The 16,268-nt window shown below is 69.0% G+C and carries 13 protein-coding genes and 1 tRNA gene; 10 read left to right on the forward strand and 4 right to left on the reverse strand.

What is annotated here, in order from left to right; translation table 11 throughout:
• Nucleotides 1–28 precede the first annotated feature (28 nt).
• Nucleotides 29–1,132 carry an oxygenase MpaB family protein gene (locus tag OG984_RS20615; protein WP_328528065.1) on the reverse strand — a complete coding sequence of 368 codons (1,104 nt, stop codon included), beginning with the start codon at nt 1,130–1,132 and terminating at the stop codon, nt 29–31.
• Nucleotides 1,133–1,198: 66 nt separating this feature from the next.
• On the opposite strand from OG984_RS20615, the gene OG984_RS20620 reads away from it, so the two are divergent.
• A complete protein-coding gene (locus OG984_RS20620) occupies nt 1,199–1,846 on the forward strand; it encodes a TetR/AcrR family transcriptional regulator (protein ID WP_328528066.1) in 648 nt (215 codons plus the stop codon).
• 5 nt (nt 1,847–1,851) lie between these two features.
• Here OG984_RS20620 and OG984_RS20625 read toward each other — a convergent pair whose 3' ends face one another.
• Complete coding sequence (locus OG984_RS20625) at nt 1,852–2,223, reverse strand: DoxX family protein (RefSeq protein WP_328528067.1); 372 nt, start codon at nt 2,221–2,223, stop codon at nt 1,852–1,854.
• A gap of 86 nt (nt 2,224–2,309) precedes the next feature.
• On the reverse strand, nt 2,310–5,048 hold the full coding sequence (locus OG984_RS20630; protein ID WP_328532378.1) for an ATP-binding protein: 2,739 nt from the start codon (nt 5,046–5,048) through the stop codon (nt 2,310–2,312).
• Between the two features lie 156 nt (nt 5,049–5,204).
• On the opposite strand from OG984_RS20630, the gene OG984_RS20635 reads away from it, so the two are divergent.
• Both OG984_RS20635 and OG984_RS20640 read left to right on the forward strand, forming a co-directional pair.
• Nucleotides 5,205–6,047: an alpha/beta fold hydrolase gene (locus OG984_RS20635; protein ID WP_328528068.1), complete on the forward strand. Its 843-nt coding sequence runs from the start codon at nt 5,205–5,207 to the stop codon at nt 6,045–6,047.
• A 20-nt stretch (nt 6,048–6,067) separates the two neighbouring features.
• On the forward strand, nt 6,068–7,102 hold the full coding sequence (locus OG984_RS20640) for a DUF4331 family protein (protein WP_328528069.1): 1,035 nt from the start codon (nt 6,068–6,070) through the stop codon (nt 7,100–7,102).
• 54 nt (nt 7,103–7,156) lie between these two features.
• Here the strand turns inward: OG984_RS20640 and OG984_RS20645 are convergent.
• A tRNA-Leu gene (locus tag OG984_RS20645) sits at nt 7,157–7,243 on the reverse strand.
• A 240-nt stretch (nt 7,244–7,483) separates the two neighbouring features.
• Between OG984_RS20645 and OG984_RS20650 the strand changes: the two genes are divergently transcribed.
• The 7 genes from OG984_RS20650 to pknB are packed head-to-tail and all read left to right on the forward strand — an operon-like array spanning nt 7,484 to nt 16,251.
• Nucleotides 7,484–8,191, forward strand: coding sequence for a DUF3662 and FHA domain-containing protein (locus OG984_RS20650; RefSeq protein WP_328528070.1), 708 nt, complete (start codon nt 7,484–7,486; stop codon nt 8,189–8,191).
• Nucleotides 8,188–8,667: an FHA domain-containing protein FhaB/FipA gene (locus OG984_RS20655; protein ID WP_328528071.1), complete on the forward strand. Its 480-nt coding sequence runs from the start codon at nt 8,188–8,190 to the stop codon at nt 8,665–8,667. Before OG984_RS20650 ends, OG984_RS20655 begins: the two co-directional genes overlap by 4 nt.
• Nucleotides 8,664–9,998 (forward strand): PP2C family protein-serine/threonine phosphatase, encoded by a 1,335-nt coding sequence (locus OG984_RS20660; RefSeq protein ID WP_328528072.1) that lies wholly within the window; start codon nt 8,664–8,666, stop codon nt 9,996–9,998. Before OG984_RS20655 ends, OG984_RS20660 begins: the two co-directional genes overlap by 4 nt.
• A gap of 23 nt (nt 9,999–10,021) precedes the next feature.
• A complete protein-coding gene (locus OG984_RS20665; protein WP_328528073.1) occupies nt 10,022–11,422 on the forward strand; it encodes an FtsW/RodA/SpoVE family cell cycle protein in 1,401 nt (466 codons plus the stop codon).
• The gene (locus OG984_RS20670) at nt 11,419–12,885 is read left to right on the forward strand and encodes a peptidoglycan D,D-transpeptidase FtsI family protein (RefSeq protein ID WP_328528074.1); all 1,467 of its coding nucleotides are present in this window, start codon (nt 11,419–11,421) and stop codon (nt 12,883–12,885) included. The genes OG984_RS20665 and OG984_RS20670 overlap by 4 nt, the downstream gene beginning before the upstream one ends.
• A complete protein-coding gene (locus OG984_RS20675; RefSeq protein ID WP_328528075.1) occupies nt 12,882–14,444 on the forward strand; it encodes a serine/threonine-protein kinase in 1,563 nt (520 codons plus the stop codon). Before OG984_RS20670 ends, OG984_RS20675 begins: the two co-directional genes overlap by 4 nt.
• The gene (gene pknB / locus OG984_RS20680) at nt 14,437–16,251 is read left to right on the forward strand and encodes a Stk1 family PASTA domain-containing Ser/Thr kinase (protein WP_328528076.1); all 1,815 of its coding nucleotides are present in this window, start codon (nt 14,437–14,439) and stop codon (nt 16,249–16,251) included. The genes OG984_RS20675 and pknB overlap by 8 nt, the downstream gene beginning before the upstream one ends.
• Nucleotides 16,252–16,268 lie beyond the last annotated feature (17 nt).

Below are 16,268 nucleotides of genomic sequence, written 5' to 3' on the forward strand. Positions count from 1 at the left end.
CGCCGTGCCGGCTCTTCCAGGACGCGCCTCAGACGCGGGCCGCGCGGTGCACGTCCATCGTGCCGATGTGCTGCTCGGACTCGACCAGGCCCTCGTCGCTGGGACTCTCGCCCTTGTCGAAGACCCGCTCGCGCTGCTTGGCCCGCAGGTCGGGGTGCGCGGCGCTGGGAACGTCGAAGCCGAAATGGGCCTGCGCCTCGCGCACCTCCCACACCTTGTCGCTCAGCGGCGGGATGCGGAGGATGGCCGGGGCGGCGACCGGGGTGGCCTGCGGTGCGAGCAGGCCGAAGAGGGCGAGCCGGGCGTTGAGGGATCGGAAGAGGAGGGCGTGGAGGAGCCGGTTCGGGATCCGTACGAGGGCGTCGAGCAGGCGACCCTGGCGGAGGTTGGCCATCTCGCGCATGTAGCGGGGATAGGTCGAGATGACCCCCTTGCTCATCACCCACATCGTCGGGGCGAGAAGCGCCTTCTGCCAGGCCGGCATCGCCGGTGGCAGCGCGACCTTCAGCGGGATGATGAAGTGGATCATGTCCTGGGCCGCCTCCGACGCAGCCAGGTGCGGGCGCCAGTCCTCGAAGTACTGGTGCACCTCGTCGCGGCTGGTCGGCACCGTGGCGGGATCGATCGTCTGCAGCTTGGCGATCTCGCGGCACTCGGCCCAGAACTGGTTCTCCTCGTCCTCGGAGAGACGGCCCGGGCCGAACATCTCGTAGCACTTGAGGATCGAGTGCCACGCGGTCATGTGGATCCAGAGCTGCGAGGACGGCTTGTTGGCGTCGTACTCACCACCCGTCACCGGGTCGTGGCCGATCGCCTTCGAGTGCACCTTGACCAGCACGTCGGCCGCCCGGCAGGTCTGCTCGGCGCCGGCGAAGAGCTGCATCGCGAAGTAGCGCAGCGTGCGGCCATAGCGGGTCGAGGGCCGGTACTTCACCCCGCCGGACTGGACGACGGCGGCGGCGAGGTTCGGGTCGAAGTGCTCGATCGTGACCGAGCGGGCGAAGCCCAGGACGTACGACGTCGGGTGGCCCCACACCTTCCAGGCGACCGAGTCCGGCCCGAGGAACCCGTAGTCGGCCATCGGCTCGTACTGCTTCATCAGCTGCTTGCGAGTCTTCACGCCGAGCACCATCGTTCTCTCCTTTGCTACACCACTGTAGGTTCAGCGTAATCTACACCTCTGTAATATTGTGTGCACGTGGCGCCCGACACATCTCCACGGCCGAAGCGCCGCTATGCACGCCGGCTTCCGGTCGAGCAGCGGCGGGAGCACCTCCTCGACGCGGCTCTGCGGGTGATCGCGCGCGACGGCTACGAGTCGGTCTCCATCGAGGCGATCGCGCAGGAGGCGGAGGTCACCCGGCCCGTCGTCTACAGCGCGTACGACGGCCTCGAGCCGCTCCTTCATGCGCTGCTCGACCGCACCCAGCGGCGCGCCCTCGCCTCTGCCCTACGCCTGATGCCGCAGCCCGGAGGCGACCAGGACGTCGCCGAGTGGGCACTCGAGGCGTACGCCGCGCTGCTGGACATCGTGCGCAAGGAGCCCGACGTGTGGCGACCCGTGCTCGGCCTGACCCGCAACGCACCCGCCGTCGTACGCGACCGCATCGACGCCACCCGGGAGCTGATCCGCGGCTACCTCTCCGATGCCTTCCAGGAGGGTCTCGAGCGCCGCGGTGACACCAGGAGCGACAGCAAGGAGGTCGATGTCGACCTCCTTGCCCACCTGACGCTGGTCACCGCCGAGGAGTTCGCCCGGCTCACGCTCGAGGACCCGGATCGCTACGACAAGGACCGCCTGATGGCGACCATCGAGACCCTGCTGTCCTCGTTCACCGATCGCTAGAACGGCTAGAACGGCTCGATCGCGAAGCGCCCCCACGCGATGAACACCATCGCCGCCAGGAACACCAGGTCGCCGAGCAGCTCCTTGTACTCCCCTCGCCGGATCCGCTCGGTGACCGCGCCGGCCATGTAGAGCGCCATGCACGACGCCGCGACCGGCACGAGGGTGGGCGCCACGCCGACCAGCCCTGGCACGACCAGCCCGATGCCGCCGAGCACCTCGACGACACCCATGAACCGCACGTTGCCTGGCGTGAAGTCCTCGGGCCAGTGCGTCTTGGCCGTGTACTTCTCATAGGGCATGGTCAGCTTGACGATGCCGCCGACGATGTAGCCGAAGGCGAAGACACTGGCGACGATCCAGAGCGCGATGTTCATGATGTCTCCCTGTGTTCAGATGATCTCGAAGTTCAATCCCTCCGACGGAGCACCTGGTGAATCTGTGACATCGAGCGCCGATCCGGCTAAGGACCGAGGGCATCGCGGATGGCCGCACGGGTGGTGATTCCCAGCTTTGGGAAGATCCGGTACAGATGGCCGCTGACCGTGCGCGGGGACAGGTAGAGCCGGGCCGCGATCTCCTTGTTGGTCAGGCCGGACGCGGCGAGCCGGGCGATCTGGAGCTCCTGCGCAGTGAGGACCGCCGCAGCGCGGGAGGCCGGCGCCGCGGCGAGGCCGGCCGCGCGGAGCTCACGCTCGGCCCGCGCGGCCCACGGCTCGGCGCCGAGCGTCCGGAACGTGGCGAGCGCCTCCTGGAGCTGGATCTTGGCCTCGGCGATCGCGCGCGCCCGCCGCAGATGCTCGCCGTAAAGCAACCGGACGCGGGCGACGTCGAAGGGCCACTGCTCCACCCCTGGCGAGGTCAGGGCCTGCTCGAAGTACGTCCGAGCGTCATCGTCCGCCGCCACCAGGCCCGCTGAGGCCGTCACCAGGATCGCCAGCCTGGGCGAGAGCTCCGAAACCTTCGCCTCTCGCAGGGCGCGCACGTGCCGCTCGGCATCGACCCTGCGATCGGTGCGGATCGCAGCCTCGACGAGATCCATCGCGATCCACAGGCAGTGCGGGACGTGCGAGGCGAGCGTCCCGGCCGGGCTCATCGCGCAGGCGTGCCGGTAGGCGCTCTCGAAGTCGGCGTCGGCGAGGGCCGCCAGCACCAGAGCGTGCTGAGCGTACGTCCGGGCGACGCCGACATCGCGGGGACCAGCCCAGCCGATCATCTGCTCGGCCAGCTCCCGGCTCTCCTCGACCCTGCCCCGGACCGCGGCGAGCAGAGCCTGGTGGTAGCGGAAGTAGAAGGCGAAGAACCGGCCGGCCCGGTGCTCGGTCAGCTGAAGTCCCTCCTCGGCGAGCTCGGCGGCCTCCTGCCAATGCCCACGGTGGAAGTCGTCGACGCAGAGGTCCATCAGCGCGACCAGCTGTCTTCTGGCCGGTCCGCCCTCGCGCCCCTGGACGACATGCCGCCAGAGTCCGTCACGGGCCTGGGCCAGCCGGTCGACGTACATCGCGGCACCGGCCAGGTTCTGCACCTTCTCGGTGTCGGTGTCGTGGCGTACGGCAAGCAGTTCTGACTCCAGCCGGGGAAGCGCCGCCAGCCCGGTCCGCACCGGGTCCGCGAACAGGTCCACCACCAGACGCAACAGAGCGGGCGGCCCCTCGGTGAGGCGGTCGAGGGCGACGTACAGCTCCGTCCACAGCTCTTCTCGACCGCCCAGGAAGCTGAGCAGCGCCAGCGTCCAGAGCGCGTTGACGATCTCGGGATCGCCGGCGTCGTGGCGCTGGGGGTGGCCTTCTATGGCGCGCGCCAGCAGGTGGTGGATGGTGCCGAGATGGCCGTCGTCGTCGAGCATGACCAGGGCGGATGCGGAGGCGTAGTGCAGGGAGGCCTGCGCGCTGCTGCTGGCCCGTCGGCTGTCGGCGAGCAGCTCCGCCACGCTTCTGGTCTCGCCCATCGCCTCCGCCCCGATGAACGCGGCCGTGGCGAGTCTGCGGCTGCGCTCCGCCGCTTCCGGGCTCAGGTCGGCGGCGCGGATGAGCAGGGCCACCGTGGCTTGGTGGTCGCCGCGGGCCAGGATGTGCTGCGCCGCCCCCTCCAAGGCGGTGGCGACCTGCTCGTCGGGCGCCACCGTCGCTTCTCCGAGATGCCAGGCCCGCCGCTCCGGCTGGTCGAGGAGGACTGCAGCAAGCCTTGCATGTGTGGCGCGGCGCTCGGCGTCGGTGGCCGCCTCGACGACCGCCGAGCGGATCAGCGGGTGACGGAACCTGACCCGGTGGTCGTTGACCTCGACCAGGCGGTCGCGTTCGGCCGGAGCGACGTCGTCGGCATCGAATCCTGCGGCCTCCAGGACGCCGAGCTCACCCGTGCCCTCGAGCGCGGCTGCAAGCAGCAGCCGCCTGGTCGCTTCCTGGAGGACCAGCACGCGCGAGGCGAAGGACCTGTTCAGTCGCTCGCCGAGCGGGAGCACGGCGGGCAGGCGCTCGGCCGCGCTCCGCTGGGAGACGGTCAGGGAGCGTGGCAGTTCGAGGAGAGCCAGCGGGTTGCCGTTCGCGGTGCGCAGGATGCGGGCCTTGACGACCGCATCGATGCCGACGAAGTGCTCGGAGACGAGTCGATCGGCAGCCTCCTCGGTCAGCGGCTTCAGCTCGTGAGTCGGCAGACCGGCCCGGTCGAAGTAACCCTGGTCCTCGCCGCCGCGCCCTGCAGCGAGCAGCCCGGCCCGGCTGCCGGCCAGCCGACGCGCCACGAAACTGAACGCGCCTGCGCTGGCTCGGTCGACCCATTGCACGTCGTCGACGAGGAGCACGTGCGGCGAGCGCTCCGCGGCCGTACGCAGCAACACCGCCACCGCATTGGAGACCAGCAGCCGGTTCGGCGGTGGCCCGTCGCAGAACCCGAGAGCCACCTCCAACGCCATCCGCTGGTCGGCGCCGAGATCCTCGAATCGGTCGGCCAACGGGTAGAGCGCCTGGTTGAGGGCGGCATAGCTCAGCTGGCGTTCCTGCTCTGTGCCCTCGATCCGAAGGACGGTCGCACCGGCGGCGCGTGCATATGCTTCGGCCGCGTCGAGGAGGGCGGTCTTGCCGACGCCGGGGTCACCGGAGAGCAGCAGCGCGCCTCCGTCGACGACCGCCGCGCGGACGAACGACTCGAGGATCCGGAGCTCCTGGGCGCGGCCGATCAGCCGCTCCACCGGCTGATCGCGCATCGTCACCCCCGTACGCGATCAGCTCCTCGACCGCGGTTCGGAGTCTATCGAGCGGCGATGACTCGATCACCCACGATCGAGTCAGATGACTCATCCGGACCGGCCCCGCGACAGCCACAGTGATCGGGCAAGCAACTCCACCTGAGAGGAGCACTCATGCCCTACATCACCGTCGCCAAGGAGAACTCGGCCGACATCGACCTCTACTACGAGGATCACGGAGACCCCGACGGCCAGGCCGTCGTACTGATCCACGGCTATCCACTGGACGGACACTCCTGGGAGCAGCAGTCCAGGGTGCTGCTGGCCGCCGGCTACCGGGTGATCACCTACGACCGGCGAGGGTTCGGCCGATCGAGCCAACCGACCATCGGCTACGACTACGACACGTTCGCCAACGACCTCGACGTCCTGCTCGACGTTCTTCGGCTCCGGGACGTGATCCTCGTCGGATTCTCGATGGGCACCGGCGAGGTCGCGCGCTACCTGGGCCGGTACGGCAGCGAGAACGTACGCAAGGTCGCCTTCCTGGCCCCGCTCGAGCCGTTCCTGCTGCAGACCGAGAACAGCCCCACCGGACTGCCGCAGTCGGTCTTCGATGAGATCGCGGCCGCAGCCACCGCGGACCGCTACGCCTACTTCACCACCTTCTACGAGAACTTCTACAACCTCGACGAGTTCCTCGGCAGCCGGATCAGCCAGGAGGCGGTGCGCAACAGCTGGAACATCGCCGCCGGCGCCTCCTGGTACGCGTCGGTCGCGTGCGTGGCGACCTGGCACGAGGACTTCCGGGCCGACATCGCGATGATCGACGTACCGGCACTGATCCTGCAGGGGACCGCCGACCGGATCCTGCCCATCGAGGCGACCGGGCGCCCGTTCGCGACGGCCCTTCCGGACGCCACCTACGTCGAGATCGACGGCGCGCCGCACGGCCTGCTGTGGACCCACGCCGACGAGGTCAACAAGACCCTGCTCGCATTCCTCGCGGACTCCTGATCGGAAAGGACCAAGAACTCATGTCACACCATCTCGACTCGCCGCTGGCCCGCCAGGACGTGCGGCTCGACATCACCGACCTGTACGTCTTCCGCGGCGAGACCGGCACCGTGCTGGTCATCAACGTGTGTCACTCGCTGGCCGGAGACATCCCGACGCCCGGCTTCCACCCCGAGGGTAGGTACGAGTTCAAGATCGACGTCGACGGCGACGCGGTCGAGGAGCGGACCTATCGCTTCGTCTTCGGCCCACGCGACGAGACCGGACACCAAGACGTCGCTGTCCACCAGATCGACGGCGACGCCGCCACCGACCCGTTCGCCGAGGGGACGGTGCTCGCCACGGGCACCACAAAGGGGACGATCGTGACGGACCGCGGGCTGCGGGTGTGGACCGGCAAGGCTGGTGACCCGTTCTGGATCGAGCCCGACGTGCTGCACGCCGTCGGTCACGCTTTCCAGGACGGGACGACGATCGACGTCGGGACCTGGACGCCTGACCAGGCGACGAACCTCTTCGCCGGCCACACGGTGTACTCGATCGTCCTGGAGATCCCCGACGCGGACCTGCTGGAACCGGGACGTACGACGCGGGCGATCGGCGTCTGGGCGGTGGCCAGCCTCGCGACCGATGCGGGCGGCTGGCGCTCGATCAACCGGGTCGGGCTGCCGATGATCCACCCGTTGTTCACTCAGTACGACGAGCAGCTCGGCGATGATCTCAACGGCGGCCGTCCCAGCGAGGACGCGGCGACGTACGGCGCCCGGCTGACCAGCGAGATCGCCAGCGTGGTCAAGGCCTACGGCACTGCCGTCGATCCCGACGAGTACGCGGCCGGCGTCGCCCGCCGGTTCATGCCCAACGTGCTGCCGTACGTCGTGGGGACCACGGCCTGCTTCGGCTTCAACGGCTGGAACGGCCGCACGCTGACCGACAACGCGCCTGACGTGATGTTCTCGATCGCTGCCAACACCCCGGTCGCTCTCGGGATCGGCAAGGAGTCGGTCACCGCCCAACCCACCGCGGTCTTTCCCTACGTCCCGGCCGTGAAGTGACGTCCATATAATCGACAAGCCCCGGAATCCATCGGATCCGGGGCTTGTCTGTGGTGGTGCGCGAGGGGGGAGTTGAACCCCCACGTCCTTTCGGACACACGGACCTGAACCGTGCGCGTCTGCCTATTCCGCCACTCGCGCGTGCAACAGAGGAAACGTTAGCCCACACGGGTCCGCCCGCCCAAAACGACGGCACCCCGCTCGCCTTGACGCTGGCGGTCACCCGATCGTGGGAGGATCGAAACCACGCAGAATGCGGGAAGTGGCAGATCCCCTGGGGTGCACCGATACGATCGGGCCGAATCCGGGGACCACTGTGCCCGTACGCGACTGACACCCAACCCGCCCGGCCTACCCGGCACCTGAGAGGAGCGCAACAACGTGAGCGGCCTGCAGAAGTTCGAGCAGAAGCTGGAGCAGCTCATCTCAGGCGCTTTCGCCAAGGCGTTCCGGTCCGAGGTGAAGTCGGTGGAGATCGTCGCCGCGCTCCAGCGAGAGATCGACAACAACGCCCAGGTGCTCAGCCGCCAGCGGCGCCTGGTCCCCAACGACTTCTTCGTGGAGCTGTCCTCCAGCGACCTGGGGAAGCTGGAGTCCTACGGACCCCACCTCAAGGAAGAGCTGAAGCGCCAGCTGATGGACCACGCCGAGGCGCAGGGATTCGTCTTCCCGGGCCGTGTGAGCATCGAGTTCGGCGAGGCGAAGGACCTGACCATCGGTCGGTTCCGGGTGCGGAGCCGTGCCCAGGCCGCGGTCTCGGGCGGCGACATGAGCGACACCCAGGTCAGCCGTGCGCAGGCCTACCTGGAGATCAACGGCACCCGGCACCCGCTCCACGGCAACCTCGTCGTGGGCCGGGGCACGGACGCCGATCTGCGCATCAACGACCCTGGTATCAGCCGCCGCCACATCGAGTTCCGCTCGAAGCAGGCCGGCGACCGCGTACGCGTCGAGGTCTACGACCTCGGCTCGACCAACGGCATGCTGGTCAACGGGCAGAAGATGGCGAGTGCAACCTTGGACGACGGCTCTCAGGTGCGCATCGGCACCACCGTCATCACCGCGCACATCGTGGAGGAGCGCCGTTGAGCGAGCTGACTCTGTTTCTGATCCGGGTCGCTTATCTGGCGATCCTGTGGATCTTCGTGCTGGCCGCGTTGTCGGTGATCCGCTCCGACATGTTCGGCGCGCGAGTCACCAACGCCTCCGCCGGCCAGCCCGCCGCCGCACCGGGCCGCGGCAAGTCTCCCGCGCCGCGGGCACCGCGGCGCGGCGTACCCACGCATGTCGCGGTCACCACCGGCTCCAACGCCGGCGTGACCGTGCCCCTCTCGCAGGCCCCCATCGTCATCGGCCGCGGCAGCGATGCCGCGATCATCCTCGATGACGACTACGCCTCCACCCGCCACGCCCGGATCGCCGTCTCCGGCGACCAGTGGTTCGTGGAGGACCTCGGATCGACCAATGGCACCTACATCGGGTCCGTCCGGATCAATCAGCCGACCGCCATCTCTCTCGGGACCCAGGTGCGGATCGGTAAAACAATCCTGGAGCTGCGCAAGTGACCGCTGCGACCGACCCCACCCCCGACCCCGCTCCTGTCCGTGGCTCTGCCGACGGACGCCCGTTTCGCCTCGAGTTCGCGGCGATCTCGGACGTGGGCCGGGTCCGCAAGGACAACCAGGACAGCGGGTACGCCGGCCCGTGGCTGCTGACCGTCTGCGACGGCGTCGGCGGCGCTGCGCGCGGCGACATCGCCTCCAGCACGGCCGTCCAGCAACTGCGCAAGCTCGACGAGGAGCCTGCTCCTGGCCTGGTCGACGACGACCTGATCGGCCTGGTCTCCCACGCGCTCCACATGGCGCACGACGAGATCGGCCACCTGGTCGACCACGACCCGACGCTCAACGGCACGAGCACGACCTCGACCGTCGGCCTCTTCGACGGCTCCAAGCTGACCGTCGGCCACGTCGGTGACAGCCGCGCCTACCTCCTGCGCAACGGCGCGATCCACCAGGTCACCCACGACCACACCTTCGTGCAGACGCTGCTCGACGAGGGGAGGATCACGGAGGATGAGGCCAAGACCCACCCCCACCGCAACCTGATCCTCAAGGCCCTCGACGGCACCCGCGAGCTCGAGCCCGACCTGTTCATCGTCGACCTCGCCGCCGGCGATCGGCTGATGTTCTGCAGCGACGGTGTCTGCGGCTACGTGGACGATCCCCGGATCGCCGACATCCTGGCCACCGGCACCCCGGAGTACGCCGCCGTCGAGCTGGTCCGGGTCTCCCTCGACTCCGGCAGCACCGACAACGTGACCTGCGTGGTCGCCGACGTGGTGCCCAGCGACACCGTCCCGTCGGCCGGCCTCGAGGCCCAGATGGTGGGTGCCGCGGCCGAGCTCAAGCGGCGGACCACCAAGACCGGTCAGATGACCGCTCTGTTCCGCGGCCACCGGATGGGCGACACCGGCGAGCTGGACCCGATCGACGAGGAGATCCCCGACGGCGCGATCGCCGCCGACCCGGAGGAGATGCGCTATGCCCTCCAGGCGCCGGCCAAGTATCTGAAGCTGCGCTGGGCCTTCGGGCTGCTGACCCTCCTCGGTGTCGTCTGGGTCGCCGTTGCCACCGCGTTCGTCTGGTCGCAGAACCAGTGGTACATCGGTGAGCAGGAGGGCAACGTCACGATTTTCCGTGGCGTACCCACCACGATGATCGGCCTCGACCTCTCCGAGCCCTACCAGACCTCGGATCTGAAGGTCGCCGACCTCGCTGAGACCTACCAGAACCAGCTCGAGGACGGCATCCACAGCAAGGACCTGGCCGGCGCCCAGGAGAAGGTGCAGTCGCTGGCCGACCAGAGCGCCGCGGACGCGGGAAGCGGGTCATGAGCGGCTTCACTCCGGCTAGTTCCATGCCGGTCTTCGTCCACCGGTCACGTCGGGGGGCGGAGCTGGTCCTGCTGCTCCTGGCTCTCGCGGTCGGGATCGGGGCCTACGCCGCGGTCGGCCTCGGGGTGCAGGAGAAGATGCCGGTCGACCTCGTCGGCTACGGCACGTGGCTGGTCGCGCTCCTGGTGGCGGCCCACATCGGCGTACGTCTGCTGGCTCCGTACGCAGACCCCGTGCTGCTTCCCCTGGTGGCGATGCTCAACGGGTTCGGTCTGGCGGTCATCCACCGGCTCGACCTGGCCATGAAGGCCGGTGACGGTGTCTTCGCCCGTCAGCAGCTGATCTGGATGACCATCGGCATCGTGCTGTTCCTGATCACGCTCTTCGTGGTCCCCGACCACCGGATGCTGCAGCGGTTCACCTACACGGCCGGCCTCGCCGCGGTGGTCCTGCTGATCCTGCCGATGCTCCCGCTCATCGGCAAGGAGATCAACGGCGCCCGGATCTGGATCAACCTCGGCCCGGTGGGCTTCCAGCCCGGTGAGGTCGCCAAGGTGCTGCTGGTGATCTGCTTCGCCGGCTACCTGGCGGTCCACCGCGACGCGCTCGCCCTGGCCGGGCGCCGCATCGTCGGCATCGATCTGCCCCGCGGCCGCGACCTCGGCCCGCTGCTGATGATGTGGGTGATCAGCCTCGCGATCCTGGTCCTGCAGCGCGACCTCGGCTCCAGCCTGCTCTTCTACGGCCTCTTCGTGGTGACGTTGTACGTCGCGACGGAACGCAAGGGCTGGATCGTCGTCGGCGGCCTGCTGTTCGCAGGTGGGGTCTTCGCCGCTCTCAGCCTCTTCAGCCATGTCCGCGTCCGCGTGCTGACCTGGCTCAACCCGTTCGACTACTACCCTGAGCCCCTCAACGGCACCTCCTCGGAGCAGCTGGTACAGGGGTTGTTCGGGATGGCCTGGGGCGGCATGATCGGCCGCGGCTTCGGCTCCGGCCAGCCCTGGCGGATCCCCTATGCCAACTCCGACTTCATCGTCCCGGCGATCGGCGAGGAGCTCGGTCTGACCGCGCTCCTCGCGCTGCTGCTCTGCTACGGCCTGATCGTCGAGCGCGGCCTGCGTACGGCGATCGTGGCGCGCGACGACTTCGGCAAGCTGCTCTCCGTCGGTCTGGCCACCTCGGTCGCGTTGCAGACCTTCGTGGTCGTCGGTGGCGTGACCGGGCTGATCCCGCTGACCGGTCTGACCACACCGTTCCTCTCGTATGGTGGATCTTCGCTGGTCGCCAACTGGGTGATCGTGGCCCTGCTGTTGCGCGTCTCGGACCAGTCGCGCCGTCCACTGCCGACTGCGCCGTCCGATGAAGACCTCGCCGCTGAGGAGACCCAGATCGTCAAGCTCGACAAAGGGGCGATGAACAAGTGAACCGCCCCATCCGCACGTTGAGTGTCGGCTGCCTGATCCTGTTCGTGGCGCTGATGCTCAACCTGACGTACGTCCAGTTCTTCAAGGCGAGCTGGTACAACAACCGCGCCGACAACCGCCGGGTCACCGAGGAGGCCTACTCGCAGCAGCGCGGCGACATCCTGGTCGGCAAGAAGGCGATCGCCACCAGCAAGCCGAGCGACGACACCTTCAAGTGGCAACGCACCTACCCCGGCGGCAAGAAGTACGCCCCGATCACGGGTTTCATGTCCTACTCCTACGGCCAGACCGGGATCGAGAGGTCCCAGGACTCGGTGCTGTCGGGCAAGGACAACAAGCTCTTCACCAACCGCCTGGTCGACCTGGTCACCAACTCCGAGCCGGCCGGCGGCAACGTCGAGCTCACCATCGACCCGAAGGTCCAGGACGCTGCGTACGAGGGCCTGACGGCGCTCGGTGACGACGTCCAAGCGGCCGCGGTGGCGATCGAGCCGAGCACCGGCAAGATCCTGGCAATGGCCTCCACGCCGACCTACAACCCCGACCGGCTGGCGACCCACGACTTCTCCGACGCGACGAAGTCCTACAACCAGCTCTCGAAGGACGACGACGAGCCGCTGCTCAACCGTTCCATCCAGACCGCGCTGCCGCCGGGCTCGACCTTCAAGCTGGTCACCGCCGCGGCCGCGATCGAGAACCTCGACATGGACGGCGACAGCAAGGTCTACGGCGGTGCGTCCCTCGACCTGCCCGGCACCACCACCGACCTGCCCAACCTCAACGGCACCAGCTGCGGCGGCGAGCAGATCACGCTGACCCGGGCGCTCGAGGTCTCGTGCAACACCGCCTTCGGCCAGCTCGGCATGGAGCTCTCCGACGAGGAGATGCAGGACCAGGCCGAGGCGTTCGGCTTCGGCCAGGACTACCTCGACGACCTCGGTCCGCTGGCCAAGAGCCAGTACCCCGCCAACGACGGCAAGGCCGAGCAGGCCCGGGCCGCGATCGGTCAGCAGAGCGTGATCGCGACCCCGCTGCAGATGGCGATGGTCTCCGCGGGCATCGCCAACGGCGGCGAGGTCATGAAGCCCTACCTCGTCGACCGCGTCACCTCCTCCTCGCTCGACGTCATCGACCAGGGCAACCCGACCGCGATCGACAACCAGCCCGCGGTCTCGCAGGACACCGCCGAGATCCTGACCCAGATGATGGTCAGCACCGTCGACAACGGCACCGCCGAGGCGGCTTCCATCGACGGCGTGAGCGTCGCCGGCAAGACCGGCACCGCCCAGACGACGCCGGACAAGCCGCCGTACGCCTGGTTCACCTCCTTCGCCCCGGCGGAGAACCCGTCCATCGCGGTCGCCGTGATGGTCCAGAAGAGCGGCACCGAACGCAGCGAAATCGCCGGCGGACGGCTGGGCGGCCCAATCGCGAAGGCCATGATGGAGGCAGCGATCTCATGAGTCGTTACGTATTCCACGAGCTCATCGGCACCGGCGGGATGGGCGAGGTGTGGCGGGCGACCGACACGACGCTCAACCGCGAGGTCGCGATCAAGCTCCTCAAGCCGGAGCACGCCGAGGATCCGATCGGCCGCTCCCGATTCGAGTCCGAGGCGAAGCATGCCGCCGCGCTCCATCACCCCAACGTGGTGGCCGTCTACGACGTCGGCGAGATGCCGACCGCGTCCGGCCTGATGCGCCCGTTCCTGGTGATGGAGCTGGTCGACCACAAGCCGCTCTCCGAGCTTCTCCGTGACGGTCGTCCCCTGGCCCCCGAGGTCGTACGCGACCTGCTCGGTCAGGCCGGCGACGCGCTGGCCGCCGCCCACCGGGCCGGCATCGTGCACCGCGACGTGAAGCCCGCCAACCTGCTGATCACCCCGCAGCGCAAGGTGAAGGTCACCGACTTCGGCATCGCCCGCGCCCAGGCGTCGACCGGCATCACCGGCACCGGCCAGGTGATGGGCACGCCTCAATACCTCAGCCCCGAGCAGGCACGTGGCGAGAAGGCCACGCCGGCCTCGGACGTCTACTCCCTCGGCGTGGTCGCCTTCGAGTGCCTGGCCGGCTACCGGCCGTTCCAGAAGGAGACCCCGGTCGCGACCGCGATCGCCCACCTGCACGACCCGGTGCCGCCGCTGCCCGACCACGTCCCCGCCGACCTGGCCGCGATCGTGATGCGGAGCCTGCAGAAGGACCCGAGCCTCCGCTACGCCGACGCGGCCGCGTTCACGGCCGCGATGGTCGGTCACGGTGCCGCCGCTGACCCCGACGCCGACGCCACCACCGTCGTCGCCGCCGCGCCCGGTGACGCGACCGCGACGTCGGTCATGGACCCGGTCCCCTCGCCCGCTGGCACTCAGAACTTCGTCGGCATGCAGGGTGGTCCGGGCGGTCCCGAGGGTCCGACTCCGCCTCGCTACCAGGACCCCTACGACCGTTACGACGAGGACGAAGACCAGCGGCCCTGGTACAAGAAGCCGTTCAACATCGTCGTGCTCGTGATGCTGGTGGCGGTGATCGTCGCGATCATCTGGATCATCTCGACCCTCGCCGCCGACCCGGAGACGCCTCCGGCCAACGACACCTCCACCACACCCTCGGCCTCCCCGACGCCCACGCCCACGGAGAAGGCCGAAGAGGAGCCGAAGCCCGTCGAGATCGACGAGGACGCCTACATCGGCCGCAACGTCGACGAGGTGCGGTCCGAGCTGAGTGACCTCGGCCTGAACGTCAAGGTGGCGGTCCAGGACAACGACGGCAGCAACGAGCCCGACACGGTCGCCGGCCTCGACCCGACCCGCAACCTCTACGAGGGCGACCCGATCACCATCCGCTACTACGGCGAGCGTCCGGAGGTCGACCCCACTCCCACCGAGGAAGAGCCCGACGAGGAGGAGACCGACGAGGAGGAGCCGACCGACGGCGAGTCCTCCGACGGCTGGGTCTTCCCCGACATTCCCGGCGAAGAGAACACCGACGGTGGCAACGGCAACGGTAACGGGGGCGGCAATGGCTGAGGGAGCGCTCCTCGCCGGTCGCTACGAGGTCGGCGAGCTGCTCGGCCGAGGCGGGATGGCGGAGGTCCGCAAGGGCACCGACCACCGGCTCGGCCGCGTGGTCGCGATCAAGCGGCTGCGGATGGACCTCGCCAGCGATGCGACCTTCCAGGCGCGTTTCCGGCGCGAGGCGCAGTCCTCGGCCAAGCTCAACCACCCCTCGATCGTGTCGGTCTACGACACCGGCGAGGAGAAGTCCGACGACGGCGTCGCCCAGCCCTACATCGTGATGGAGTACGTCGCCGGCCGCACGCTGCGCGACGTGCTCCGTGAGGGTCGCAAGATCCTGCCCGAGCGAGCGCTGGAGATCAGCTCCGACGTACTCAACGCGCTCGACTACAGCCACCGCAACGGGATCATCCACCGCGACATCAAGCCGGGCAACGTCATGCTGACGCCGGCCGGTGACGTGAAGGTGATGGACTTCGGCATCGCCCGGGCGCTCAACGACGTCCAGTCCACGATGACGCAGACTGCGGCCGTCGTGGGCACCGCGCAGTACCTGAGCCCCGAGCAGGCCCGTGGCGAACAGGTCGACGCCCGCTCCGACGTCTACTCCGCCGGCTGCCTGCTCTATGAGCTGCTGACCGGCCGTCCTCCGTTCGTCGGCGACTCGCCGGTCTCGGTGGCCTACCAGCACGTTCGCGAGCACGCCCAGCCTCCCTCGGCCCACGACCCGTCGCTGCCCCGTGAGCTCGACGCGATCGTGATGAAGTCGCTGGCCAAGCGGGTCGAGGACCGTTACCAGTCGGCGCAGGCGATGCGCACCGACATCGAGCGCTATCTCGCCGGACGTCCGGTCCAGGCGACCGTGCCGCCGAGCATCGACCAGACCCAGGTCGCCCAGAACCGCACGGTCGCGGGCGCCCCCTACGGCGGCGACCCCACCAACGGTGGCTACTACCCGCCCCAGGACGACCGGCCCCAGGGCCCGCGCCCGTGGGTTCTCGTCCTGCTCGGACTCGTCATCATCGGCCTCATCGGGCTGGGTGCCTACTTCCTGCCTGCAGCCCTCGGCCCGCAGACGACGCCCGCGCCCGACGTCACCGGCCTGACCGAGGAGAAGGCGAGGACCGAGCTCAGCGCGGCCAAGCTCAAGGGGGAGGTGAAGCGGGAGCCGAGCGACACCGTCGCAGTGGGCGTCGTGATCTCCCAGGACCCACCCGCCGGTCAGGACGTCGAGGAGGGCAGCACCGTCACCCTGACGGTCTCCACTGGCCCACCCAACCGGGAGATGCCCAACGTCGTCGGGATGAAACAGGCGGCGGCGAAGGACCTGCTCGAGGGCGCGCCCTACAACTTCACGGTGAAGATCGAGACGGCCGCCTCCGACGAGGACAAGGGCACCGTGATCGAGTCCGACCCGGTCGCGGACCAGAGCGTCACGACCGGCAAGACCACCGAGGTCCTCCTGACCGTCTCCAAGGGCCCGAAGAAGGTCCCCAACGTCGTCGGCAAGACCGCCGAGCAGGCCGAGGAGATCCTCCGCAACGCCGGCTTCACGCCGGTCCGCAAGGACGAGCCGAACACCGACAAGCCCAAGGGCACCGTCGTCGAGCAGACGCCGGCCAAGGGCACGCCGCTGGCTCAGGACGGCCAGGTGATCATCTTCGTCTCGACGAAGGAGGAGGCCCTGCCGAGCTGTCAGACGCTCGTGCCCGGGACCGATCCGGCCAACCCGTCGGCCTCGGCCACCCAGACGGCCGAGCCGGGCGACCCGCCGACGTGTGACCCGGCGCTCCCGCCGAGCACCCCGTCCGCGCCGTAGCCCCGACCGCTCGCCGA

This window comes from Nocardioides sp. NBC_00368 (assembly GCF_036090055.1).
Classification (GTDB): domain Bacteria; phylum Actinomycetota; class Actinomycetes; order Propionibacteriales; family Nocardioidaceae; genus Nocardioides.